Origin of the sequence: Pontibacter sp. SGAir0037, assembly GCF_005491705.1 — a bacterium.
In the GTDB taxonomy this organism is placed as follows: domain Bacteria; phylum Bacteroidota; class Bacteroidia; order Cytophagales; family Hymenobacteraceae; genus Pontibacter.
This window is the reverse complement of the sequence record NZ_CP028092.1, coordinates 1,047,532-1,072,942: the sequence shown is the minus strand read 5'-3', so window position 1 is coordinate 1,072,942 and position 25,411 is coordinate 1,047,532. Positions and strand designations below refer to the sequence as shown.

28 protein-coding genes are annotated in these 25,411 nt (G+C 46.2%); 22 read left to right on the top strand and 6 right to left on the bottom strand.

Annotated elements, in window-relative coordinates; translation table 11 throughout:
- Positions 1-299: 299 nt before the first annotated feature.
- Positions 300-530 (top strand): hypothetical protein, encoded by a 231-nt coding sequence (locus C1N53_RS04380; protein WP_137758161.1) that lies wholly within the window; start codon positions 300-302, stop codon positions 528-530.
- Between the two features lie 68 nt (positions 531-598).
- Here the strand turns inward: C1N53_RS04380 and C1N53_RS04375 are convergent, their stop codons facing one another.
- Both C1N53_RS04375 and C1N53_RS04370 read right to left on the bottom strand, forming a co-directional pair.
- Complete coding sequence (locus C1N53_RS04375) at positions 599-1,057, bottom strand: DUF4199 domain-containing protein (protein WP_137758160.1); 459 nt, start codon at positions 1,055-1,057, stop codon at positions 599-601.
- A 37-nt stretch (positions 1,058-1,094) separates the two neighbouring features.
- The gene (locus tag C1N53_RS04370; RefSeq protein WP_240773383.1) at positions 1,095-1,541 is read right to left on the bottom strand and encodes a DUF4199 domain-containing protein; all 447 of its coding nucleotides are present in this window, start codon (positions 1,539-1,541) and stop codon (positions 1,095-1,097) included.
- Positions 1,542-1,901: 360 nt separating this feature from the next.
- Between C1N53_RS04370 and C1N53_RS04365 the strand changes: the two genes are divergently transcribed.
- Together C1N53_RS04365 and C1N53_RS04360 are read left to right on the top strand one after the other, a co-directional pair.
- Positions 1,902-3,527, top strand: coding sequence for an ABC-F family ATP-binding cassette domain-containing protein (locus tag C1N53_RS04365; protein WP_137758158.1), 1,626 nt, complete (start codon positions 1,902-1,904; stop codon positions 3,525-3,527).
- 35 nt (positions 3,528-3,562) lie between these two features.
- Positions 3,563-4,327 carry a hypothetical protein gene (locus C1N53_RS04360; RefSeq protein WP_137758157.1) on the top strand — a complete coding sequence of 255 codons (765 nt, stop codon included), beginning with the start codon at positions 3,563-3,565 and terminating at the stop codon, positions 4,325-4,327.
- Between the two features lie 71 nt (positions 4,328-4,398).
- Here C1N53_RS04360 and C1N53_RS04355 read toward each other — a convergent pair whose 3' ends face one another.
- The gene (locus C1N53_RS04355; RefSeq protein WP_137758156.1) at positions 4,399-4,548 is read right to left on the bottom strand and encodes a lmo0937 family membrane protein; all 150 of its coding nucleotides are present in this window, start codon (positions 4,546-4,548) and stop codon (positions 4,399-4,401) included.
- Between the two features lie 64 nt (positions 4,549-4,612).
- Positions 4,613-4,765: a lmo0937 family membrane protein gene (locus tag C1N53_RS04350; RefSeq protein ID WP_137758155.1), complete on the bottom strand. Its 153-nt coding sequence runs from the start codon at positions 4,763-4,765 to the stop codon at positions 4,613-4,615.
- 436 nt (positions 4,766-5,201) lie between these two features.
- Between C1N53_RS04350 and C1N53_RS04345 the strand changes: the two genes are divergently transcribed.
- A complete protein-coding gene (locus C1N53_RS04345; protein WP_137758154.1) occupies positions 5,202-6,095 on the top strand; it encodes a 3-hydroxybutyryl-CoA dehydrogenase in 894 nt (297 codons plus the stop codon).
- A gap of 90 nt (positions 6,096-6,185) precedes the next feature.
- Here C1N53_RS04345 and C1N53_RS04340 read toward each other — a convergent pair whose 3' ends face one another.
- A complete protein-coding gene (locus tag C1N53_RS04340) occupies positions 6,186-6,998 on the bottom strand; it encodes a 2,3,4,5-tetrahydropyridine-2,6-dicarboxylate N-succinyltransferase (RefSeq protein WP_137758153.1) in 813 nt (270 codons plus the stop codon).
- 50 nt (positions 6,999-7,048) lie between these two features.
- Between C1N53_RS04340 and C1N53_RS04335 the strand changes: the two genes are divergently transcribed.
- The 16 genes from C1N53_RS04335 (at position 7,049) to C1N53_RS04260 (ending at position 23,001) form a co-directional block, all read left to right on the top strand.
- On the top strand, positions 7,049-8,176 hold the full coding sequence (locus C1N53_RS04335; protein WP_137758152.1) for a glycosyltransferase: 1,128 nt from the start codon (positions 7,049-7,051) through the stop codon (positions 8,174-8,176).
- A 74-nt stretch (positions 8,177-8,250) separates the two neighbouring features.
- On the top strand, positions 8,251-9,249 hold the full coding sequence (locus C1N53_RS04330) for a 3-oxoacyl-ACP synthase III family protein (RefSeq protein ID WP_137758151.1): 999 nt from the start codon (positions 8,251-8,253) through the stop codon (positions 9,247-9,249).
- 173 nt (positions 9,250-9,422) lie between these two features.
- Entirely contained in the window at positions 9,423-10,079 is a 657-nt protein-coding gene (locus tag C1N53_RS04325; protein WP_137758150.1) for a metal-dependent transcriptional regulator, read from the top strand.
- A 10-nt stretch (positions 10,080-10,089) separates the two neighbouring features.
- A complete protein-coding gene (locus C1N53_RS04320; RefSeq protein WP_137758149.1) occupies positions 10,090-11,022 on the top strand; it encodes a metal ABC transporter solute-binding protein, Zn/Mn family in 933 nt (310 codons plus the stop codon).
- 12 nt (positions 11,023-11,034) lie between these two features.
- Positions 11,035-11,826 (top strand): metal ABC transporter ATP-binding protein, encoded by a 792-nt coding sequence (locus C1N53_RS04315; RefSeq protein WP_137758148.1) that lies wholly within the window; start codon positions 11,035-11,037, stop codon positions 11,824-11,826.
- A gap of 221 nt (positions 11,827-12,047) precedes the next feature.
- Positions 12,048-13,331: an iron chelate uptake ABC transporter family permease subunit gene (locus C1N53_RS04310; RefSeq protein ID WP_137758147.1), complete on the top strand. Its 1,284-nt coding sequence runs from the start codon at positions 12,048-12,050 to the stop codon at positions 13,329-13,331.
- A gap of 222 nt (positions 13,332-13,553) precedes the next feature.
- The gene (locus C1N53_RS04305; RefSeq protein ID WP_137758146.1) at positions 13,554-14,447 is read left to right on the top strand and encodes a metal ABC transporter permease; all 894 of its coding nucleotides are present in this window, start codon (positions 13,554-13,556) and stop codon (positions 14,445-14,447) included.
- 81 nt (positions 14,448-14,528) lie between these two features.
- Positions 14,529-15,074 carry a thioredoxin fold domain-containing protein gene (locus C1N53_RS04300; RefSeq protein WP_137758145.1) on the top strand — a complete coding sequence of 182 codons (546 nt, stop codon included), beginning with the start codon at positions 14,529-14,531 and terminating at the stop codon, positions 15,072-15,074.
- A 96-nt stretch (positions 15,075-15,170) separates the two neighbouring features.
- Positions 15,171-16,550 carry a tRNA uridine-5-carboxymethylaminomethyl(34) synthesis GTPase MnmE gene (gene mnmE, locus C1N53_RS04295; RefSeq protein ID WP_137758144.1) on the top strand — a complete coding sequence of 460 codons (1,380 nt, stop codon included), beginning with the start codon at positions 15,171-15,173 and terminating at the stop codon, positions 16,548-16,550.
- A 264-nt stretch (positions 16,551-16,814) separates the two neighbouring features.
- Entirely contained in the window at positions 16,815-18,431 is a 1,617-nt protein-coding gene (locus C1N53_RS04290; protein WP_137758143.1) for a class I SAM-dependent DNA methyltransferase, read from the top strand.
- Between the two features lie 44 nt (positions 18,432-18,475).
- Entirely contained in the window at positions 18,476-19,492 is a 1,017-nt protein-coding gene (locus tag C1N53_RS04285) for a YhcG family protein (RefSeq protein ID WP_137758142.1), read from the top strand.
- 43 nt (positions 19,493-19,535) lie between these two features.
- Positions 19,536-19,685, top strand: a complete 150-nt coding sequence (locus C1N53_RS04280) for a hypothetical protein (RefSeq protein ID WP_206077615.1) — start codon at positions 19,536-19,538, stop codon at positions 19,683-19,685.
- Positions 19,686-19,756: 71 nt separating this feature from the next.
- Positions 19,757-20,824 carry a hypothetical protein gene (locus tag C1N53_RS04275; protein ID WP_137758141.1) on the top strand — a complete coding sequence of 356 codons (1,068 nt, stop codon included), beginning with the start codon at positions 19,757-19,759 and terminating at the stop codon, positions 20,822-20,824.
- Positions 20,824-22,116 (top strand): radical SAM protein, encoded by a 1,293-nt coding sequence (locus C1N53_RS04270; protein WP_137758140.1) that lies wholly within the window; start codon positions 20,824-20,826, stop codon positions 22,114-22,116. The genes C1N53_RS04275 and C1N53_RS04270 overlap by 1 nt, the downstream gene beginning before the upstream one ends.
- Positions 22,117-22,301: 185 nt before the next feature.
- Positions 22,302-22,751 (top strand): transposase, encoded by a 450-nt coding sequence (locus C1N53_RS22755; RefSeq protein WP_137758139.1) that lies wholly within the window; start codon positions 22,302-22,304, stop codon positions 22,749-22,751.
- Positions 22,636-23,001, top strand: coding sequence for a transposase (locus tag C1N53_RS04260; protein WP_240773382.1), 366 nt, complete (start codon positions 22,636-22,638; stop codon positions 22,999-23,001). The genes C1N53_RS22755 and C1N53_RS04260 overlap by 116 nt, the downstream gene beginning before the upstream one ends.
- A gap of 197 nt (positions 23,002-23,198) precedes the next feature.
- On the opposite strand, the gene C1N53_RS04255 is transcribed toward C1N53_RS04260, so the two are convergent.
- Positions 23,199-23,645 carry a helix-turn-helix domain-containing protein gene (locus tag C1N53_RS04255; protein WP_371415954.1) on the bottom strand — a complete coding sequence of 149 codons (447 nt, stop codon included), beginning with the start codon at positions 23,643-23,645 and terminating at the stop codon, positions 23,199-23,201.
- Between the two features lie 184 nt (positions 23,646-23,829).
- Between C1N53_RS04255 and C1N53_RS04250 the strand changes: the two genes are divergently transcribed.
- Entirely contained in the window at positions 23,830-24,699 is an 870-nt protein-coding gene (locus C1N53_RS04250; protein ID WP_137758137.1) for a hypothetical protein, read from the top strand.
- Positions 24,700-24,724: 25 nt separating this feature from the next.
- Positions 24,725-25,384 (top strand): type I restriction enzyme endonuclease domain-containing protein, encoded by a 660-nt coding sequence (locus C1N53_RS04245; protein WP_240773381.1) that lies wholly within the window; start codon positions 24,725-24,727, stop codon positions 25,382-25,384.
- Positions 25,385-25,411: the final 27 nt, after the last annotated feature.

The following is a 25,411-nucleotide window of genomic DNA, read 5'->3' as shown; positions in this document are numbered from 1 at the left end:
TTCAGCCTTAACCCCGCTCCTCCCAGTTAATGATGCGTTTATTGTACTATTTACATTAACGTAAATCTTTTGCAGGAGTTTAGCCTCTCCTCACATCTTTTTTCTGACAAGCAGCACTGGTTAAAATCAGGGATGAAATTATACAATATAAAGTAAATGCAAAACATATCATTTTATTATATTTTATTCTGTAACAATACGTGCTGCATTAGGTATACTAAAACTAGAATTATGAAATAGCATTTTTTTTAGCACAGCTCTATAAGCGCCTTTATAGCAAGCTGTAAAATTTTACCCATATGAGAACAAAGTATTATAACCCCAGCGACATAGAAGTAGATTTTGCAAAAGCATTCAGAGATTTATCGCCCATGCTTGAAGAAAGATTAGGCGGAAAAAAAGTAATTAACATTACTTCTGACCATGCCGCAGATAATCCTAGTGTAGTTTATAAGCTGGAAGACAAAGAAGGAGATTTACATGAAGTAGTTGTACAGATTATTCAAAGGCCGGACAACCTGGTGAAATAGCTCTATACCAGGCACAAAAAAGGGAGGCAGTAAACTGCCTCCCTTTTTTGTGCTCCTGCTGCTAAGCATCAGGGGCTGTTGGGAACTTTGTGCTGCGGCTTTTTGAACCATTGCATGGCTATAAAGGATATAAAGAATCCGGAAATCACGCCCTCCAGCATCAGCACAATAAATACCACTACGCCAGGGGTTATGGTCATTCTTTCTCCAAACAAGCTTTCTGCTGTTAGAACTTCTAATAACCTGTCGTCGAAGGCTTTAATGTAAATCAGCATGAAAACTGCAAAAATAACCGTAGCAACAACAGCCGTTAAAACCCCAGTGCCTATTCCTTTAAAATACTGAATGTCACCATTACGAACTGTTTTATAGGCTTTGATAGCCATTACTACACCTATAGCCATAATAACGGCATTCAGGAAGCGGAGCTCTATAGTATCTTCTACTCCAATGAGGCGCATCAGCAAAAAATATACAATAAGGGCTACTGCAACCAGCAGGCCGTACTTTAATCCGATTTTCTCCATAGTTCAGGGTGTGTGTTTTCTTGATTAGCTGGATATTTTATCGTACACGCTCCGACATCGTATGATCCGGGCGTTTATACCATTGCATGGCAATAAACCCGATCAGGAAGCCAGGAATTAAGCCATAAATAATGGTGAGCACAAACAAAGACAGCAGCGACAGACTTTGAGGGAACAAAGCGCTTGCCTGCAGGTTGTTCAGGTAACTTGCATCGAAGGCAGTGATATAAATTACCATAAATAGTGCTAATAATGTAGAAGAAACTACTCCTACCGTTGCCCCTATTGCCAACCCGTGCAGATAGTTCAGCATGCCGCCCCTTACACGTTTATAGCTGGCAATGGCCAGGCATATACCTACAATTACAAACAGGGCGCTTATAAACGAAAACTCAACATAATCATGCAGTCCCAGCACCCCCATCAGTAAAAAGAAGAGGATGTGAGCGATACCTACATAGATTCCATATTTTAAAGAAATCATTTGGTATGATACTTTTCCAGATGCCATAATATTTATAGTTTAATATTTCAAAAAATCCTGCTAAAATGAACAGTTTAGGCTGATGAATGGTTAAATCAGTAGCACATTATTTGTGCCGGCCGATCTGTATTGTTCACTTTAGCTTATATAACTAAATTAACATACTAGATTAGGCGGGCTGGCGTTGTGGTTTGAACCATATATTTTTAGGTTTTCCAATGGAACCAGCTCATAAAAAATGACTTAGCAAGCGGCATTAACAGCTTACCTGCTTGGTTTTTAGAGCTTTTATTCAAAGCACACAATTATTTTGTAGTTTTGCACTGCAATAGAAATTCTACATCTTATTTATAGCGGTATATGATCAGTACGAGCAATGTAAGCCTGGCTTACGGCAAGCGCACCTTATTTGAAGACGTTACAATAAAGTTTACCCCTGGTAACTGCTATGGCCTTATCGGAGCCAATGGTGCAGGTAAGTCAACTTTCCTTAAAATACTTTCCGGCGAAATTGAGCCGAACACTGGTTCTGTAGATATTCCTGCCAATGCACGACTGGCTGTTTTAAAGCAGAACCACTTTGCCTACGATGAATTTCCTACGCTTCAGACAGTGATCATGGGCCACAAACGGCTGTATGACATTATGCAGGAAAAAGATGCTATTTATGCCAAACCAGACTTTTCTGAAGAAGACGGTATTCGTGCCGCTGAGTTGGAAGGTGAGTTTGCCGACATGGAAGGATGGAACGCGGAGTACGAAGCGGCCGAACTATTAAGCGGCTTGGGCATTAGCGAAGACCTGCATTATAGCTTAATGAAAGACCTGAGTGGTAGCGAAAAGGTGCGTGTACTCCTGGCACAGGCTTTATTTGGCAACCCTGACATCCTGTTGCTCGACGAGCCTACCAACCATCTGGACGCTGAGTCTATTATGTGGTTAGAGAACTTCCTCGATAACTTCCAGAATACAGTAATTGTGGTGTCGCACGACCGCCACTTCCTGGATGCTGTTTGTACCCACGTAGCCGACATCGACTTTGGTAAAATTCAGATGTATGCCGGCAACTACTCTTTCTGGTATGAGTCCAGCCAGCTGGCATTGAAACAGCGTACGGATGCCAATAAAAAGACAGAAGATAAGCGTAAAGAGCTGGAGGAATTTATCCGTCGCTTTAGCGCCAATGCTTCTAAATCGAAACAGGCTACCTCCCGTGCCAAGCTGTTGGAAAAACTTACGGTGGAGGACATCAAACCTTCATCACGTAAATACCCTTACATTGCTTTTAAGCCTGAGCGTGAAGCCGGTAACCAGCTGCTAAATGTCGAGAACCTGAGCAAGTCCATCGATGGCACCACTATCTTCAGTGATGTTACCTTTATGGTAGACAAAGGCGACAAGATTGCCATTTTAGGCCGAAACGACCTGGCAGCCTCTACCTTCTTTAAAGTAATTATGGGTGAGATGGCGCCAGATAGCGGCGAATACAAATGGGGCACCACCATCACGGCTTCTTTCTTCCCTAAAGATAACGAGGAGTTCTTCAGCACCAACCTGAACCTGGTAGACTGGTTACGCCAGTTCTCAACGGAGAAAGACGAAAGCTTTATTCGTGGCTTCCTGGGCCGTATGCTCTTTTCGGGGGAAGAATCCCTTAAAAAAGCGAGTGTATTATCGGGAGGAGAGAAAGTGCGCTGCATGTTCTCCAGAATGATGCTTCAGTCTGGCAACCTGCTTGTCATGGACGAACCGACCAATCACCTGGACCTGGAATCTATTCAGGCACTAAACAACTCTCTGCGCGATTTCGATGGTACGGTTCTTTTCTCCTCGCACGACTTACAGTTTGTGGATACCATTGCAAACCGTATCATTGAGTTAACACCTGGTGGTATTATCGATAAGAAAATGAGCTACGAAGAGTACCTGGCCGATGAAACAATCAGAGAGTTGCGTAAGAAAATGTATAAGTCAGCCCTTGTATAACGTTACAGGGGTATAACCAACATAGAAACGTAAACATGCAACAATATTTTTGCACAACAGGCAGGTTAGCGGCTTTGCTTTTGTTTTTAGCACTTGGCTTTACCGCACAGGCGCAAACGCAGCCGGATACTGTACGCAGAAAAACTGAGCTTCCAACGGGCCCTACTCCTGTTCCGGTAGAGCGGACACCACAACAGACCCGCCCGATACCACCTGTACAGACGCCTCCGCCTGTGGCGGCTCCAGTGGAGCAGACTGCCGGTGCTGAAGAAAGGCCTACCCTGATGGACAGGCTTTATACTGGTGGCGGATTTGGCTTGCAATTTGGCTACTATACCAATATTTCGCTCTCGCCTATTCTGGGATATATGGCTACTGATAAGTTCTGGTTTGGAGGTGGTTTGGTTTACCAATACCAGAGCATCAGGCTGGAAGACTACTATACAGGCAGGCCAGCAGGCAGAGTAAGTATGCAGAACTATGGCGTTAAGTTTTTTGTGCAGCAGGAGTTTCTTAACCTCGAAGAAAGCTTTTTAGGGGGCCGCATTCTGGCACATGGCGAGTACGAGATCCTTAGCCTGCAACTAAAAGAGCAGGATAGTTTTGGCAATATACTTTCGTCCAGACGTACAGAAGACACTCCTCTGCTTGGCTTAGGCTACAGGCAGCGCCTGGGCGGTCGTGGTGCATCAGCAGACCTTTATTTTCTGTATAACCTGAGCAACAGCCCCTACACGCCTTATTCAAATCCGGTTATCAGGTTTGGCTTTAATATTCCTCTGGGCCGGGGAGTTGAGTAAACAAAAATATGTAAAAAGAAAAGGGCTGCTATACCTCGTATAGCAGCCCTTTTTATGTGTATGTACCAGTGTTAGCCCCGTATCAGGCGTAACAGCACCACGATTACGGCAATAACTAGAAGGATGTGAATCAATCCACCTACGGCATCAGGAAAACCGATGAATCCGATCAGCCAAAATATGACTAGCACCACAGCTATTATATACAATAAATTTCCCATAGTTTTATTTGATTATCTTTAAACATAAATATTTAATACTCTTAACGATGTTTAACTCAAATGGTTAAACCCCACGTATCAGGCGTAACAGAACTGCTATTACGGCTAATACTAGTAGCACGTGAATAATACCGCCTACAGCACTAGGAAATCCTAAGAAACCGATAAGCCAAAAAATGACAAGTACTACTGCTATTATATACAATAAATTTCCCATAGTTATTTTTATGTTTTGTTTTACATGTAACTACAATCATGTAAACTATCAGTCATATTTCTGAAAGGGTCAGAACACTCATGTAGTTGTATTATTTTGGTTTGTTTTTACGAAAGGCTTTGATAAAAGATTTACTAAAAAGCATTTTTTTAAATATATTAATCAATTGTTACTTCTTAGGCAAATCTGACCAGTATCCTGCATAAGGGTACACCTACCTGATTTACAGCATCATTTCTGTTGCGGACCATATTCTGGTGCTGCATAATTTTACCTGCTGCAAAAGCATTAAAAGCTTTTAATACAGCCATTCAATAAAAACTTATCACCAGCACAATATTGTACTTTTTAAACTTAAGATTTATGTTAGCCGTGATTACCCCTAAATTCTTATAGCTTTGTAATACTTGAACAAAAAATTTACGCTTAATCCACTATGAAGAACATAGCTGTAATTGGCTCAGGCACAATGGGAAATGGCATTGCACATGTTTTTGCGCAAAACGGATTCCCTGTGGCACTGGTCGATGTTTCTGAGGAGGCTCTACAAAAAGGAGTGGCCACCATTACAAAAAACCTTGATCGAATTATTGCAAAGGGAAACCTGACAGAAGAACAAAAAGAGCAGACCCTTGCCCATATCAAAACCTATACTTCGCTGGAGGAAGGTGTAAGAGATGCTGATCTGGTAGTAGAAGCCGCTACGGAGAATGTAGACATGAAACTTAAGATTTTTAAAGACCTGGCTGCTTTTACAAAGCCGGAGGCGATACTAGCTTCCAACACTTCTTCCATTTCCATTACCAGAATAGCATCTGTAACCGACCGGCCTGACAAAGTAATCGGCATGCACTTTATGAACCCGGTGCCGGTTATGAAGCTGGTTGAGATTATCAGGGGCTACTCCACTTCTGATGCTGTTACAACTGAAATTATGGAAATATCTAAGCAGTTAGGTAAAACTCCAACCGAGTGTAACGATTACCCTGGCTTTGTTGCCAATCGTATCCTGATGCCAATGATCAACGAGGCTATCTACAGCCTTTATGAAGGTGTGGCAGGAGTTGAAGAGATAGACACTATTATGAAGCTGGGGATGGCTCACCCGATGGGGCCTTTGCAGTTAGCCGATTTTATCGGCCTGGATGTTTGCCTGTCTATTCTGCATGTGTTGCACGATGGTTTCGGCAATCCGAAGTATGCCCCCTGTCCACTGCTGGTAAACATGGTACAGGCAGGCCACAAAGGTGTTAAATCCGGCCAGGGTTTCTACTCCTGGACACACGGCACCAAAGACCTTGTGGTAGCCGACAGGTTTAAAAAGAGCTAAAGAGGGAAGAGTTGAAAGTTGAAAAGTTAGAAAGTTAGAGTTTGTTTTTCATCAAGTTTAACTCTCTAACTTTCTAACTCTATAACTCCTTTAAACTGCTACTGCATGGTCGCGCAGAACGTCGTTCAAAGATGTTTTCAGGTCTGTGCTGGCTTTGCGTTGTCCAATAATAAGGGCACAAGGTACCTGGAAATCACCAGCAGGAAACTTCTTGGTATAAGAACCAGGAATAACCACAGAGCGGGGAGGCACATAACCTCTGTATTCTTTCGGCTCATCGCCGGTTACATCAATAATCTTAGAGCTTCCTGTAATTGTTACGCCGGCACCAATCACAGCCTCATTTCCAATGCGGCACCCTTCCACCAGTATACTTCTGGATCCGATAAAGGCATTGTCGCCAACTATAACCGGCGCAGCTTGTACCGGCTCCAATACACCACCAATGCCAACACCACCGCTCAGGTGTACATTTTTACCAATCTGAGCACAGCTACCTACCGTAGCCCATGTATCCACCATTGTGCCTTCGTCCACGTAAGCACCAATGTTTACATAAGAAGGCATCATGATAACACCTTTTGCCAGGAAAGCACCATAACGGGCAACAGCGTGAGGTACTACACGCACACCAAGTTGCGCATAGTTTGTTTTAAGCGCCATCTTATCATGAAACTCAAAAGGACCTACCTCTATGGTTTGCATGGTCTGGATAGGGAAGTAAAGCAACACCGCTTTCTTTACCCACTCGTTTACCTGCCAGTCGTCGCCTGCAGGTTCAGCCACGCGTAAACGGCCTTTATCCAGTTCTTCTATAACGGCACGGATAGCCTCTATAGTAGACTGCTCTTGTAGTAATGCCCGGTTTTCCCAGGCCTCTTCTATTATTTGTTGAAGCGCCATGTAAATGTCTGTTCGTTATAATTAATGCACAAAAGTATTAAATTTAGCCGATGTCTGAAAAGAGAATAGTTATTACATCTTTACTAAAGCCCGTGAACGACACACGGCTTTATGAGAAACTGGCTTTATCGCTTAACAAACTGGAAGGTGCAAACGTACATATTGCAGCCTATCAGGCACCGGCTCCAGAGCAATTGCCACCGGGCATTTTTTTACATCCCATCTTCTCATTTAAAAGACTAAGTTTGGGAAGAGCCGCCGCACAAATAAAATTCTTCAGATTCTTACTTCAAGTAAAGCCTCAACTTATCATAGTTAGCACCCATGAATTACTGTTGGTTAGCTACACCTATTGCAAATTTCATAATTGCCGCATGGTGTATGACATCCGGGAAAACTATGCCCTGAATCTTCGTACCCAGCACATCTACAGCGGTAGCATAAAGCAGTTGCTGGCCTTCGGGGTAGAGCAGGCAGAGCAATTAACAGCACCGGCCGTTTCTCATTTTCTGGTGGCAGAAAGAAGCTATGTGCAGGAACTTCCTTTTTTAAGTAACCGCTTTACAGTACTCGAAAACAAATACCAGCCCGACAAAGGCTACCACACTCCTGCTACACCGGTGCTACTCCCCCAGGACACACTAAAGCTTCTCTATACCGGCACTATCTCAGAAGTGTATGGCATTTTTGAAGCTGTCGCACTGGCCGATATGCTCTGGCAAACGAAACGGAATATACACCTTACCATAATAGGTTACTGTGCCCGGCAGGAAACCTACCACAAACTACAGCTTGCCATACAGAACAAGCCTTACATCACGTTGATTGGCGGCAACAGACTGGTGCCGCATTCGCAGATCATCGAGCAGATTCGCATGGCCGACCTGGGGCTTCTGCCTTACAGGCCCAACGAGAGCACCTTTCGCTGCATCCCCACCAAAATCTATGAATACGCTGCACATGCACTTCCCTTTCTTATACAAGCCAACCCTTACTGGCAAGCTTTAGTAGAACGTTATAACGCGGGGTTGGCAATAGATTTCAGGGCTGCGGAAGCAGAAGGTCTGCTGCTGCAACTGATGCAAAGCAGCTTTTATAAAAATGGCATACCCGAAGAGGTTTTCTGGCAGCAGGAAGAAGAAAAGCTGCTGAAAGCCATAGCACCTTTACTTAAATAAAATTCATAAAAATATTTTTAGACAAATCTAAATTCATTAAATAAGAGTATATTTGGACCATAACTCAACAACTTATGCGCAATTCGAAAATAGCAGGTGTAGGACATTATGTACCTGAGCAAGTAGTTACCAATAAAGACCTGGAGAAAATAATGGATACCACCGATGAATGGATCCAGGAAAGAACAGGCATCAAAGAAAGACATTATTTTGAAGAAGGCGTTGACACAACAGCCAATATGGGTGCCAAGGCGGCACGCAAAGCATTAGCAGCAGCGAACCTGGAGGCTTCTGACCTTGATCTGATCGTTTTTGCCACACTTAGCCCTGACTACATTTTCCCGGGCTCTGGCGTGCTCTTGCAGCGCGAACTGGGCTTAAAGGAGATTCCTGCACTGGATATCCGGAACCAATGCTCCGGCTTTATCTACGCGCTTTCGGTAGGCGATCAGTTTATCAAAACAGGCATGTACAACAATGTGCTGGTTGTGGGCTCCGAAATACACTCCAGCGGGCTTGACTTTTCTACCCGGGGCCGTGCCGTATCGGTTATTTTTGGCGACGGTGCCGGTGCTGTGGTGCTTACGCCAGCTGACAGCAACGAACAAGGCATTCTTTCTACTCACCTTCATGCGGATGGGGAACATGCCGAAGAGTTGGCAGTACTGGCTCCGGACAGCAACAAGAAAGAGCGCCTTACGCATGCCATGATCGATGAAGGCACCATTTATCCTTACATGAACGGCAACCTGGTGTTCAAACATGCGGTTACCCGCTTTCCTGAAGTGATTGAAGAAGCACTTCAAAAGAATGGCTATAAAGCATCTGATATTGATATGCTTGTGCCGCATCAGGCTAACCTTCGGATCACAAGCTTTATCCAGCAAAAGATGGGCCTGCCGGAAGAAAAGGTTATGAGCAATATTCAGAAATACGGAAACACCACGGCTGCCTCTGTTCCCATTGCCTTGAGCGAAGCTGTAGAAGAAGGCCGTATTAAAAGCGGCGACCTTGTTTGCCTGGCAGCCTTTGGCAGCGGTTTTACCTGGGCTTCCGCTTTAATCAGGTGGTAGTTTTAATGATTTGGAGATTTGAAGATTTGAAGATGCTGAGTATGTCATACGTTAAGATCAGTTAGTATTAGCATTCCTTTTCAAACTATAAATAAGTCCGTACATACGAGGTAATGCATATTTACTCTTGATTTCCAAATCTTCAAATTTCCAAATTTTCAAATTTAAATAAGGTGCACAGTTTTACAGAAGAGAACTATATAAAAGCCATTTATAAGCTTTCTGCCAGCGGAACGCAGGAGGTGAACACCAATGCCATTGCCGAAGCGCTTGAAACCAAGGCAGCCTCTGTCACAGATATGCTGCGCAAGCTGAGTGCAAAGAGCCTGGTGCATTATGTGAAGTACAAAGGCGTATCGCTGACAGAGGAGGGCGAACGGGTGGCCTTGCAGATCATCCGGAAGCATCGGCTATGGGAGGTTTTCCTGGTGGAAAAGCTGAAGTTTAACTGGGACGAGGTGCACGAGGTGGCTGAAGAACTGGAACATATCAACTCAGACCTGCTGATCAAGCGCCTGGACGAATTTCTGGGCTACCCAAAGTTCGACCCGCACGGCGACCCGATTCCTTCAGAATCGGGCGAAATGAACCTGAAACAGCAGAAGCTCCTGTGTGAGATGGACGTAAGCGACGCGGGTATTGTAGTAGGCGTAAATGACTCGCAGCCGCTTTTCCTGCAATACCTGGATAAAATGGGGATATTTCTGGGAGCAAAGATTAAAGTAATAGACAAAATACAATACGACAATTCTTTGGAAATCAATATAGAAAACAAAAAGAACTTGGTTGTATCAAGTGAAATTTCCAAAAACATATTCCTTTCTGCCTGATACTTCTCCTATGAAACTGCTCTACTCTACCCTACTGCTGTTCCTGCTGTGCATCCTGTATGCCGGCTGCAAACAGGTAGATACAAAAGGCCAGCTACCACAGGGGCAGCGCATGCAGGTGGTTACCACAACAGGTATACTCCAGGATGCTGTTCAGAACATTGTGGGCGATGTAGCCGATGTAAGAGCCATTATGGGGAGTGGCGTAGACCCACACCTTTACAAAGCCACGCAGGGCGATCTGAACCGCTTAACAGCAGCTGACATCATTATTTATAACGGGCTGCACCTGGAAGGTAAAATGGGAGAAGTGCTGCAGAAGCTGAACCGCTTTAAAACCGTTGTAGCGGCCACCGATGGTATTCATGAAACCGAGCTGCGAAAGTCGCCGCAGTTCCAGGACAGCCACGACCCGCACGTCTGGTTCGATGTGTCGCTCTGGAAACAGGTTGTCCGACATGTAAGCCAGGAGCTGCAGAAAAAAGATCCGCAGCATGCTAAACTATACCAGCAGAACACAGACGATTACCTGCTCCTGCTCAATGGCCTGGATGCAGAAGTACAGCAGGCAATCGCCTCTATTCCGGAACAGCAGCGTATCCTGATCACGGCGCACGATGCCTTCGGTTATTTCGGCGACAGATACAACATTGAGGTGCGCGGGCTGCAGGGCATTTCCACCGTTTCGGAGTTCGGGCTGCAGGATGTCTCGTCGCTGGTAAACTTTATAGTTGAAAAGAAGATAAAGGCTGTCTTTGTGGAATCTTCTGTTTCGCCCAGAGCCATCGAAGCCGTTATAGCAGGCAGTCGCCAGCGAGGGCATCAGCTACGCATTGGCGGCACACTTTACTCCGATGCCCTGGGAGCGGAAGGAACACCGGAAGGTACTTATGCAGGCATGGTTCGTTACAACACCCGCCACATAGTAGCAGCATTAAAATGAGACAATTACACTATGATACTTCAAGTAGAAAATCCGGTAGTAGAAGTGCACGACTTAACGGTAAGTTACGACCGAAAGCCGGTGCTCTGGGGAATTGACCTTACCATTCCGGCAGGTGCCCTGGTTGGTGTTATCGGTCCGAATGGGGCTGGCAAGTCTACTTTAATAAAGGCCATGATGGACCTGCTCCCGACCAGCAGCGGCTATATCAGGATCTTTCATGAGCCGATCAAGAACGTGCGCAAACGCATCAGCTATGTACCGCAACGCGAGTCTGTGGACTGGGACTTTCCTGCCTCGGTGTTCGATGTAGTACTGATGGGGCGCTACGGGAAACTGGGGCTGTTCAACCGGCCGCGCAAAGCAGATAAAGATGCCGCCATGCATGCACTTGAAAAAGTAGGCATGCAGGCTTACGCCAAACGCCAGATCTCCCAGTTGTCGGGGGGGCAACAGCAGCGGGTATTCCTGGCAAGGGCACTGGCCCAGAACGCCGATATTTACTTTATGGACGAGCCTTTTGCCGGAGTGGATATAGCCACCGAAACAGCCATTATAGAGCTGCTCCGCGAGATGCGGGCACAGGGCAAAACCGTTGTCGTAGTGCACCACGACCTGCAGTCTGCCACAACCTACTTCGACTGGATACTGTTGCTGAACATGCGGCTGGTAGCCTCCGGCCCTACCGAACAGGTACTGACCCAGGAGCTGCTGGAGCATACGTATGGCGGAAAATTAACGGTGCTCTCCAAAGTAGGCGATCTGCTAAGAAAGCAAGAGTTTCCATCGAGGGAGAAGAAATAAAAAGAAGACACAGGATTTCAGACACAAGACATAAAACTTTATGTAAGGAAAATTTGACAGACGAATGTCAAAACAAGGCTGTGTATAATTATTTAAAAATGAAGTAGAAATTAATAATTCATATACATCTGCTGTCTTAGACCTTTACTCTCTTTAAATGATATAATGTTTCATTAAGTCTTGTATCCTGTGTCTTGTGTCTTGGATCTATAATAATAGTTATGAAAGAGTTTATAGAATTTTTTTCCTTTGCAGATGCCAATATACGGTTTGTAACAATCGGATCGGTGTTGCTGGCCGGAAGTTCAGCGGTGGTAGGCTGCTTTACCCTGCTCCGGAAGCGGGCGCTGGTAGGCGATGCTGTGGCACATGCTGTGCTGCCCGGAGTGTGCCTGGCGTTTATACTTTCCGGCACCAAGAACCCGCTTGTTCTGCTATTGGGCGCTTTTGTCACAGGCTGGCTTTCACTGGTGATCATAGATTTTATTACCACCCGCTCCCGCATCAAAGAAGATACAGCTATTGGGTTGGTACTTTCAGTCTTCTTTGGGATAGGCATTCTTCTGCTTACTTCCATTCAACATTCGGGCAACGCGGCACAAAGCGGGCTCGACAGCTTTTTGTTTGGCAAAGCAGCCTCTCTGGTGGGAGATGACCTAATAGTGTTCAGCGCCGTGGCCGTTCTGCTGCTGCTGGCCACCATGCTGTTCTATAAAGAATTTACCTTGCTTTGTTTTGATGAAGCCTATGCCCGCACCATCGGGTTTCCGGTGCGGGGACTGGAGCTGCTCTTAACCACGCTTACTGTTTTTGCAGTAGTGGTAGGTATACAGGCCGTTGGCGTGGTGTTGATGGCTGCTATGCTCATTACACCGGCCGCAGCTGCCCGCTTCTGGACAGACAACCTGAAGCTGATGCTTTTCCTGGCTGCTATTTTAGGCGCTTTTTCCGGTTTAGCCGGTGCCTTCGTGTCCTATACAGCACCTGCCATGCCCACCGGCCCCTGGATCGTGCTGATCGTTTCGATGATTGCCATTCTTTCCTTTGCCTTTGCACCAAAACGGGGTTGGGTGGCACGCATTATCCGGAAGCAAAGAAACCGTGCGCTTATACTGGAAGAGAACCTGCTCAAGCTCCTTTACCAGGTAGGAGAACAAAAAGAAGACTACTTTAACTCGCGAAGCCTGGAAGAACTTCTGCAACGGCGCAATATACCCAAGAGCGAAGCCATAGCAGGTTTGCAGAAACTACGGCACCAGGGCTATGTGCAGAAAACGCCTCAAGGCTGGACCCTTACATCCGAAGGCCAGATCAGGGGCAGGCGCGTGGTCCGATTGCACCGCCTGTGGGAGCTGTACCTGACCCAGTACCTGCAGCTTGCGTCCGATCACGTACACGAAGATGCCGAAACCATAGAGCATATTATCACTCCCGAACTGGAACAGCGGCTCCTGGAAGAACTCAACTACCCTTCCCTGGACCCGCACAGCAACAGGATTCCATGAAATTAGGAATTAGGAATTAGGAATTAGGAATTAGGAATTAGGAATTAGGAATTAGGAATTAGGAATTAGGGTGGTACGGCGAATGAAGGTACAGGAGGTTGCATCGTTGCAAAAAAAAATCTGATCTTTACCTCTGCCATAAGGTCTTTTACTCGTCAGAACTCCTTCATCTCCCCCTACTCCATTTATAATTTATATTTCATCATTTATAAATAAAAAACAGTGAACGCATTCTGGATCATATTAACAGGCTCCCTTGTTGCTACCTGCTGTAGCCTGCTGGGGTGCTACCTTATACTTCGGCGCATGGCCATGGTGGGTGATGCCATTTCGCATGCCGTCCTTCCGGGTATCGTCATCGCCTTTCTGGTTACCGGTTCACGCGATTCTATACCTATGCTGATCGGGGCAGGACTTCTTGGCGTACTTACGACCTTCCTTATTGAGTTCTTTCACCGCTTTGCCCGCGTACAGGCCGATGCTTCCATTGGCGTTACGTTTACCTGGCTGTTTGCCATCGGCATTATCCTGATCTCCGTTTTTGCCGGTCAGGTAGACCTGGACCAGGATTGCGTTCTGTACGGCGAAATAGCCTATATCCCACTCGACCTCTGGATAACCGAAAGTGGCTATAACTTCGGCCCCCGCACCATCTGGACTTTAGGAGCTGTTACTATTGCCATTATTGCTTTTATTATGTTAAGTTATAAGGAATTGTTTTTAACTACTTTCGATCCTGCCTATGCTGCTGCCATTGGCATCTCTACCACCCTCTGGTATTACCTGCTCATGACGGCCGTCTCGCTTACTACGGTGGCCTCTTTCGAATCGGTGGGTGCTATATTAGTAGTAGCCTTTTTAGTGGGGCCACCGGCCACGGCTTACCTGCTTACTGATCATTTTAAAACCATGCTGCTGCTTTCTGTACTCATAGGCATTCTGGCATCGGCTGGCGGCTATTACTTGGCGGTGTGGCTCGATGGCTCTATTGCAGGTGCTATTGCTACTGTAACAGGTGTAGAATTCCTGCTCGCCCTCCTTTTCTCGCCTGCCCGCGGCTTGTGGTTTAAAAACAGAAAAAGGATAACCCAACCCGATGCCCCCGTTATCGCATAAATAGGAATTTTATACGTTATACCTGGTGTTATCAATTCAGAGAAAACCAGGCACAACTCAGTATTTAACAGCATCAGAAACATGAACAAACTTTTCTTTCTACCACTGCTCTTGCTTTTAGGCAGTATAACCGGATTTACAACAGCACCTGCAGTACCAACTTCAAAGGCAGCGAAAAAAGGAGCAGAAACTATCAAATGGCTCACCATAGAAGAGGCAGCAGCCAAAATGAAAGGTCAGCCTAAAAAGGTTTTTATTGATGTATACACAGACTGGTGCGGCTGGTGCAAGAAAATGGATAAGTCTACTTTCACAGATCCGGCTGTGGCGGCCTACATCAACAAACACTATTACGCTGTAAAGTTTAATGCCGAAAGTAAAGCACCTGTTACTTTAAACGGCCATACCTATAAGTATAACCCGGAATATAAAGCCCACGAACTGGCAGTAGCCTTGCTGCAGGGCCAGATGAGTTTTCCGTCTACTGTATACCTAAACGAGAAAATGGAAATGCTCTCCCCCGTTCCGGGTTACATGAATGCTGCAACCATTTCTAAAATCCTGAGCTTTTTTGGGGAAGACAACCACAAAAAGATGTCGTGGCAGGAATACGAAAAGAAGCACTAGCCTCACCTGGTTATACAAGAGCATGGGCGGGAGAATTGCCTGAAAGCGATCGCTTAAAAAACCTTACCTTTGCAATTTAAGCTAAGCCATACAACCTTGTTACATAATTTACATTCTACCGACACCATAGTAGCCGTAGCCACTGCGCCGGGAGTTGGTGCCATTGCCGTAATCCGGCTGTCAGGTCCCGAGGCTATTTCAATCACAGACAGCGTTTTCAGAGGCAAAGACCTGCTACAGCAGGCCAGCCATACCCTCCACTTCGGCACCATCCGCGACGGTGAAAAGGTACTGGATGAGGTACTGGTTTCGTTATTCGTAGCCCCTCACTCCTATACCAAAGAAAACGTGGTGGAGATTTCGTGCCACGGCTCCGATTTTATTGTGCAGCAGATTATACAGTTACTGCTGAAAAAAGGTGCCCGTTTAGCCAATGCCGGGGAGTTTACCAAACGTGCCTTCCTGAACGGGCAGTTTGACCTGGCCCAGGCCGAAGCGGTAGCCGACCTGATTGCTTCTGACTCAGCCTTGTCGCATGAAGTGGCCATGAAACAGATGCGTGGCGGCTTTTCGCAGGAAATAAAGCGACTGCGTGGAGAGCTGGTGCATTTTGCCTCCATGATAGAACTGGAGCTTGACTTTGCCGAAGAAGACGTAGAGTTTGCTGATCGTGAACAACTACGGGCACTCATTAATAACATCCAGCGCATTATCCGCGACCTGCTGAAGTCGTTTGAACTGGGCAACGTGATCAAGAACGGGGTGCCTACGGTGATTGTGGGTAAGCCCAATGCGGGCAAATCTACCCTACTGAACAAGCTGCTGAACGAGGAAAAAGCCATTGTATCGGATGTGCCCGGCACCACCCGTGATTTTATCGAAGACGAGATCAACATCGAAGGCATTACCTTCCGTTTTATCGACACGGCCGGTCTGCGCGAAACCACCGACAAAGTAGAAGCCATTGGTGTGGAGCGCACCATGCAGAAGCTGAGCCAGTCGTCGCTAATCATTTACCTGTTTGATATAACAGAAGTAACAGCCGCCGAAGTACAGGCCGAACTGGACAGGCTGAACCCGAAAAAACTGCCCCTGATTGCTGTTGCAAACAAGATAGACCAGGCGACTCCGGAAAAACTACAGCGCTTCGAAAGCATAGCAGGCCTGGTGCCCATATCGGCAGCAGAAGGCGCTAACCTGGAGGAACTGAAGCAGGCCCTGATCGAGAAGGTGAACTTCGGTAAACTTAATACCCGGAACCAAACCATCGTTACCAATCTCCGCCACGTCGACAGCCTGCATAAAACATATGCCGCGCTGGATGATGTACTGAACGGACTGGCCCTCGGCATCAGCAACGACCTGGTTGCTGCCGACATTCGCCGCGCCCTCTACGCTTTAGGCGAGATAACCGGTGAGATAACAACAGATGACCTGCTGGATAATATTTTCACTAAATTCTGCATCGGAAAATAGATTAAACTTTCATTAACAAAAATTTGATGCCCCTTGTACGGACAGGTCGCGACCTGTCCCAACATAGGCCTATCTATAAAACAATATCGCTGATCTATTGCAAAGGCCCCCTAGCCCCAGCAGAAACGAAACAGCCTCTTTACTCACCTATGCCCTGGTATCCCTACACCAGACCAATGCCAACTAATCATTAAAATTTTCCTATATCTATTTCGTCAGTTCACCTAAAATTTATTACCTTACCTTCTGTTATGACACCCTTACATGGCCAAGAAGAATACCCCTACTGCCGCTGCAAAAGCGGACATTGATTTTGAAAACGAACTTTGGAATGCCGCTAACGAACTGCGTGGCGCTGTTGCCGAGAACCAATACAAAGATTACGTGCTCTCACTGCTGTTCTTAAAGCATCTGGCAGAGCGCTACGAAGTGCGCAAGCAGGAGCTGCAGCTTTCCTTTTTCGACCCGCAGAGCGACTACTATAGCCTGGAAGCACAGGACCAAACGGAGGTACTGGAAGACGAGCTGGAGTACCAGGTAAAGAACGTGTATCGCCTGCCCCGCGAAGCTACCTGGGCTTACCTGCGCGAGAATGCCGAGCAGGACGACATCAAGGTGAAGGTGGACCAGGCTTTTGTGCTGATCGACGAGATTCTAAGCAAGCGCAACCCCGACTACAAAGGCGTGCTGGAGCCGATCTTCGTGAAGAGCCAGCTCTCCCCTACGCAGGTGGCCGGGCTCATCAACCTGTTCTCCAAAGAGAAGTTTTCCGAGATCAACAACCCCGAATCCGACATCTACGGCCGCGTGTATGAGTACTACATCGGCAAGTTTGCCATGGCCGAAGGCTCCGGTGCGGGGCAGTTCTTTACGCCGGGCTCTGTGGTGCGTTTGCTCGTGGAAATGCTGGAGCCACTCAAGGGCCGCATCATGGACCTGGCCTGCGGCTCGGGTGGTATGTTTGTGCAGAGCCTCAAGTTTCTGCAGGCGCACGGCGGCGACAAAAACGACATTTCCATTTACGGGCAGGAGCGCTACGAAGGCACGCTGCGCCTCTGCAAAATGAACCTGCTGCTGCGCAACCTCTCCTTCGACGTGAAGCTGGGCGACTCGCTGCTGCAGGACCGCTTCCCCGACCTGAAGGCCGACTACGCCCTCATGAACCCGCCGTTCAACATCAGTAACTGGCACCCTGAGCTGCTGCCCGATAACGACCCGCGCCTCTTCGGGGCCAAAGATACCTTTACCACCCCCGGTAACGCCAATTACATGTGGTTTCAGACGCTGTGGCACCACCTCTCGGAGCGCGGCACGGCGGGCGTGGTGATGGCCAACGGCGCCATGACCACCGGAAGCGCCGGTGAAAAGAACGTGCGCGAGCACATGATACAGCAAGGCATGGTAGACTGCATTGTGCAGATGCCCGACAAGCTGTTCCTGACCACCGGCATACCGGCCTGTATCTTTATATTGAGCAAGAACCGCGACGGCCGCGACGGCGAGCACCGCGAGCGCAAAAACGAGATTCTCTTTATAGATGCCCGCAAATTGGGTACCATGGCCAGCCGCCGCCTGCGCGTGTTCGAAGATGCCGACGTGGCCCGTATTGCCGACACCTACCATACCTGGCGCAACATCGGCGGTAGCTACTCCGACACCGGAGGCTTCTGCAAGGCCGCTACTTTAGCCGAAGTGGCCGCCAACAATTACGTGCTCTCGCCGGGCCGCTACGTGGGCTCCGAAGCTGAGGAGGACGACGGCGTTCCGTTTGAAGAGAAGATGAAGCTGCTGACCACCGAACTGGCCGCCCAGTTTGAGGAAAGTGCCCTGCTGGAGAAGCGGATTCGGGAGAATTTGGAGGGGATTGGGTTTGGGTTGTAAACCGATTTAAAAGAAGAGTGCTTAAAACCTGGCGAAGAAACTATATGAAAGAGTTGGTGCCATATAATGAACTGGTTGGGCAAATTGGGCATTTGCTAAAAAGCGGACGTGAACAGGCAGGGCGTGCCATCAATACCATTCTGGTGCAAACCTATTGGCTAATTGGCAAACACATAGTAGAGTTTGAGCAGGGCGGAAAACTTAAAGCCGAATATGGCACCGAACTGTTAGATCGCCTGTCGAAGGACCTGACGTTGTCGTTTGGCAAGGGCTTCAGTCAATCCAATTTGTTCCAAATTCGACAGTTATATATCAGGTTTCCAAAAGTCCAGACACTGTCTGGACAATTAAGCTGGAGCCACTATGTTGAATTATTAAAAGCCGACAACCAGCTGGAAATCAGTTTCTATACAAAGCAATGCGAAAAAGAAAACTGGAGCGTGCGGGAGTTGAAACGCCAGATGAAAAGCATGCTGTTTCACCGGTTGGCTTTAAGCAAAGACAAAGACGGTGTTTTGAAAATAGCGGAGCAGGGAGCCGAAGTAGAGAAGGCAGAAGACATTGTAAAAGATCCCTATGTATTTGAGTTTTTAGGCATACCGCAGCAGTACCACTACAAAGAGGGCGAACTGGAAGAGAAGCTCATTCAAAATTTAGAGCAGTTCCTGTTAGACTTGGGTAAAGGCTTTGCTTTTATCGGGCGGCAATACAAAATCAGTTTGGCTAATCGGCACTTCTACGTGGATCTGGTTTTTTACCACCGCATCTTAAAATGCTTTGTGCTAATTGACCTGAAAAGAGGGGAAATAGAGCACAACGACATCGGCCAGATGAACCTATACCTGAACTACTTTGCCAAAGAAGAAAATGTGGAAGGAGATAACCCACCCATAGGCATTGTATTAGGGGGTTACAAAGACCATATCTTAGTAGAGTATGCTACGGAAAATATCAGTAACCAACTATTTGTAAGCAAATACCAACTATACCTGCCCGATAAAGCACAACTATCTGCGGAACTCGAAAGGCTATTAGATGATGATACAAGGCCGCTACCTTAGCCGAAGTGGCCGCCAACAAAACGTGCTCTCGCCGGGCCGCTACGTGGGATCCGAAGCCGGGGAAGACGACGGCGTTCCGTTTGAAGAGAAGATGAAGCTACTGACTACCGAACTGGCGGCTCAGTTTGAGGAAAGCGCCCTGCTGGAGAAGCGGATTCGGGAGAATCTGGAGGGAATTGGTTTTGGGTTATGAAAGCTGTTTGCTTTATTTGTGTACTATACTTTTCGTAAACCAGTTTATCAAACTTTATTGAAATAAAGCTTATGAAAGACTTCGATATTAATTCAGAAGATTGGTGGAATGGTGATCAAAAACCAGATCAAGCATTTTTTAATGAAGCCAACACCAAAATAAAGGCTATATACGATAGCTTAAATAGTTTCCAAGATGAAGAAGTCCAAGAAGACAAAACCAAGAAAGTTGACAAGATTAAGCTTTTAGAAGGTCTAATAAAACATTATTTAGATTTAACAAAAGTTTTAGACCAAAGAAGAGGCGACTACTTTAAAGCTGGTTTACAGCTCTTTACTATAGCTCTTGCTGGCCTTGGTATTGTTATTAGATATATAAGTCCAAGTAATTTGACCATAGTTGGATTAATAAGTGCATCTATAGCAATAGGTTTAGTTATAATTATTTATACAGGCTTCAGAATTATTACCACATATTATTGGCAAACAAAGTCAGATCGATACCACTTTTTAAAAATTGATGCTAAAAAGCTCAATTATCTAGGAAACAGCTGGATGTGGTTTTATCACGGCGTACCAGGAGTTAGTAAAATACCTTTTACTGATAACGAAAAAAAGAAAAGTGCTAAAGACTTAGAATCAAACAAAAAAGGTGTGCTAGGTTATTTAGAAGGTGCTGAAGCTTATTTCAACAACTATATAAAAGCTTCAGATAAAGATATATTCATACAGCACCTAAGGTATACATACTTGTTACTCGTTCACAACGCATACAAGAACAAGTTTGATAGACAGCTGACAGATAGATTATCGATTGGTACTAGGAATGCTGCTTTTGCTACAGTTACAGCTTTATTAATTAGTTTTGGTTATAGCCTAGTAGAGAAACTTCCATTCAATAGGCATGAGATTGTAGATATGACTAACAGAGAACTACATGATAGTTTAAAGCAAGATTCAAAATTAGCTACATTTCACCAGTTACAGCAGAATGCAACGAATAAAGATAATACTGCAGCTATAGAGAGCATTACTGCAAGTGATTCAATAGTTAAAGGTTTACTCAAAGACACTACTGCAACCAAGCCAACTACGGCTAAACAAGCTACATCACAACTCAAGAAAGCCTCAACCAAATAATGGCCGAAAATAAGGACTATAGATACTCGATGAGTATCACTTCACAATTACCACATTGTAGTTTGCCTTTACGGCTTGATTCTTACTCTAAATGCTCCTATCGTTGCAGTTATTGTTTCGCAAAAAACAGAGGTGGTAATCACCCCCCTAAGGGTATAAAAACTATAAATTATAAGTCAGTTGATAAACTTTTATGCAAGTCTTTAAAACTAGGTGAAGAATCGACTAAGACTGTAATATCTCAGTTATTGGAGAAGAGAACACCAATTCACTTTGGGGGAATGAGTGATCCTTTTATGCAATATGAGGAATTTGGGCAGAAAACCTTAGAAACATTAAAAGTTCTACGTGACTACTGCTATCCAACAATCATATCAACTAAGGGAACATTAATTACAAAGGATGAGTATTTAGAAATTCTATCGCAAAGTTTGGTTACGACGCAAATCTCTTTTTCTTCCTTAGATGATAAAGTTTCTAGTCTGATAGAATTCAATACACCTTTACCCTCAGAAAGATTAAATGTAATTAAAAGCCTTGCAGAAGTTTGTTGGGTTTCTGCAAGACTACAGCCTTTAATTCCAGGAGAATTAGATTCAGCTATTGAGGCCATAAAAGCACTAGCTAAATCGGGAGTTAAACATGTATCAGTAGAATTACTAAAACTTCCACTTTCCGAATATTCTAAATTAACTTCTCAAATAGCAAATGCAGTAGGTAGGGAAATACAGGAATATTATTCCGAAAGAAGATTAATGGGATTGGAGTTTTTGGTTAATCGAGATTATGCTCTTCTAGTTCATAAGAAATTAGCAAAGGTAGCAAGAGAAGTAAATATAAGCTACTCTTCAGCTGACACAGATCTCCTGCCCTATGATAGTAGTGATTGTTGCTGTTCAGGAGTTCATGAGTTACCAGGATTTGAAAATTACTACCGGTACACTTTTTCACAAGCTATAAGGAATGCGCTCAGAGAAAACAGCGATCTATTAATGTACAGGCATTTATCTTGTGAATGGGCTCCAGGTGGCCCTATTAATCAATATTTAAATTCAAAAAGTAGGGTAAATGATGCAAACAACGTTGTTGGATGGATGGCAGCAAAATGGAATAGTTCATCAAAGTCTATTGGACCGTTAGCTTTTTATGGTATTGAAGAAACCGATTCCTATGATGAAAATGGGATGAAAATATATAGAATTAGTAATAGTGCTGTTGAATTGGCTCTTCAATTAGGTGCAATACCTAAAACTGCAACTAATGCACAGGATATATTGCTTATCCAAAATTAATACGGCAACATCCCAAAACATGACCAACTGGAATACATATAAATTAGGGAAACTCTGCACTAAGGTAACTTCAGGTGGAACACCTTTGCGTTCTAATAAAGAGAGGTTGTAATATAAACTGTGTGCCTGTTGCACAATTCACCCAAGTTAGCCGTAAAAGGAATTAGTACCAAACTGATAGTGGCATGCAGGGCCGGAAAACTTTCGAGGACGAGCGGGAGCTGCGTTTCTCGCTCTCAGCACATGTGCCGGAACACAACTTTTACCGGCGGCTCAAGGACAGGCTGTATCTTTCATTTCTTTACGAGCTGACAGCTCCCTACTACGGCCGCTGCGGCCAGCAGTCGATCGACCCGGTGGTCTTCTTCAAACTCTGCCTGGTAGCTCACCTGGAGAACATCGCCAGTGACCGCCGCCTCATCGAGCACTACAGTCTGCGCCTGGACCTCTTGTACTTTACTCAATTACCAGTTAGAAGAGTCCCTGCCCTGGCACTCGACCCTCTCCCGGACCACCCGCTTGGATTGCAAGGATTGCCCCCTGAAGACCAGCTGCTGTGGCAAACTGCCCGAGAAGAGAATTGCCATCACCTCCTACCGCGACGAGTACGAACGTACGACCTCCCGCGTGCATAGCCGCTGGGGCCGGCGCATGAAGCGGCTACGGCAGGCCACTGTGGAGCCGGTGCTGGGCACATTAATAAACCACATGGGCATGCGAAGGGTCAACACCCGGGGGCTGGAGCTGGCCCACAAAGGGATGCTCCTGGCCGCCGCTGCTTATAACCTGCAGAAATTGCTGCACTTCACCCCCAAAAGAAGCCAGACAGCCGTCATGGCCCTACCCAGACCAGAGCAGGAGGTGCTTTTTTACTTATATTTTTGACGAGATAAAAGGGTAGCCGTTGAAAAAGGAATAAAGCTCAGAAGATACGCGAGCGTTGTGCAACAGGCACACAGGTTAAATTACACTCCCAAAATATATGACATCAAATTCGTTATCCCGTCAGCCTTACGCATATAATATTGCCGAATCTAGGTATAACGACGATAACACCAACGGCAGCAGGAGTAATTTAACGTCTACTCCCTCCCCTTCAACAGCCGCTCCAGCAACTCATTTTTACTCTGCTCCGCCTTCAACAGGCGCTCATAAAGTTTTTTGTTCTCCTCTACCAACTCAATTAGTTTATCCAATGGATTAAATGAGCAATTATTAGCATTCATGACGCCTGCACTGCCGCTACTGAAATTGTTATCAGTAAACGTATTGAAATAAGTCACTGCCGCTTCCTCATCAAAGTTCTTAATTGCTTCTTCCGGCACACGCAGCGCTTTAGCTACCTGAGCGAGTAAATCCGATTCCAGCGTCTGCCGGTTCTCCAGCAGCGATACCCGTTTCTGGCTCCACTCCTCTCCCAGTTCCGATGCCAGCCCCTCCTGCTTCATACCGAGCATTTCACGGAAACGTTTTACGTTGCGGCCCTGGTGTACCTGGTTCGGAAGTTTGTCGGTAGTCGTCATGATCATAAGATTTTAAGCTGTAACAAATATAGCAAAATACTGACAGGCCTGTAGCCCCGGCCTGAAAAAGCTGTTGCAAGACTTTCTAAGATATCCGCTTGTCCTTCTGCTTTAGAAGCTTAGAGAATGGTATAGAACCTGTACCGGTGCGTATTTTACCACAGTTCTGTATCCCTAACCGCAACAGCCTATGCCCGACATGTACCTCTCCCTCCGTAACCTGCCCGACGATCTCCGTAAAACGGCAGAAGATACCGCTGCTGCTATTGCCCGTTCTGTTAAAGGCGTCGGCCAGGTATACTACCTCTGCAGCACCCGAGAAGCTTCGGAATCCTGGAGCTGCTTTCCGGCTATGGATCGGACGTACCACTATGATTCGCTGTTCTTCATGCTGGCACTGCTGAAAGAACCTGTTACCACAAGACTGGAAGACCTAGAAGACCAGCTGGACCGCATCTGCCAGACCGATTTGCAAACTACGGTCATCACGGCGATGCCGCTGATCCAGGCCAGCCGGTTAATTAAGGCCAGAGACCGCTTTTACGGCAGTATTTGTCGTAGCGAACTGCTCCTGTACCACGATGGCAGTTCACCCCTGCCGGATGCTATCGCTCCGGAGCAGCTCAGCAGCTGGATGCCCGAAGACAGCTATTACTGGCAAACCGCTTTTGACCAGGGATGCCGCTGTATACAGGAAGCGACACAACACCTGCAAGAGCAGGCCTGGCAACAAACGGTGCTGGCACTACGACAGGCCGCCACCTGTTTTCTATCGGCTGCCCTTTTCTCTGCAACAGGTTTTGCAGCTCCTCTACATTATAGCCCGGCAAAGTTATTGAACCTCTGCACCATGTTTACAGCACAGTTCTTTCAGATTTTCCCAGGCACACCAGACAAAGAAGAAGCAATGTCGGCACTTATATTTCACCCCGACCAAAAAGACCTTGTTCATCTCAGCTCCGAACACACGCACTACCTCCACTGCCTATTTAAGCGCTTCAAAAAACTAAAGGAAACCGTACAGCAACAATATAACCAGTTGCGCGTGCTACATCATTAAAATTCCTCACAAACCACACCCGCACGTGCGCAGTAAAGAGCAGGTGGAAGGTATAAAAGCCCGCTTCAAGGATTCGGGCGATCCGCTCCAGCTTGTGATTGTGCGCGACATGAGGCTCACCTGCTTCGACATTCCCATCATTAACTACGATTTTCCGGCCACTGCCAATGAACAGAAGTCAGGCAACGAACTGAAGCTGGTACTCCTGCGCCAGATCCTGAACGACGAGATCAAGGTGCGTTCTATAAAAAACCTGGTGAAGTATAAAAAACTGAAAGCGGAAGCAGAACGCATCATCTCCGATTACCACCACTTCTTCGACAGCCTGGTGGCCATGGAGAAGCTGGTACAGGTAGCTAAGGTAGTAAACGAGGAAGATGAGCGCCGCCTGCAGCTCGGCCTCACCGACGAAGAAGAAGCCTTTTACGAAGTACTAGCCAATCACCCCAACGCCGTGCAGGATTTTAAACTGGTAAAAGAGCTGGTGCAGAAAATTCTGGCCGAAGTAAAGAAAAGCGCCTCCCAACCCGACTGGTACAAAAAAGACGATACCAAAGCCCAGCTACAGCTGGCCGTGAAAAAGGTGCTGCGCTTTAAAGTGAAGGCCGAACTGCAGGAGATACTGGACGAGATCATGGAGCAGGCAGAGGCGCGGTATAAGGAGTATGATATGAGCGTGGCATAAATCGCAGAGAACAAACCTATTATCTTA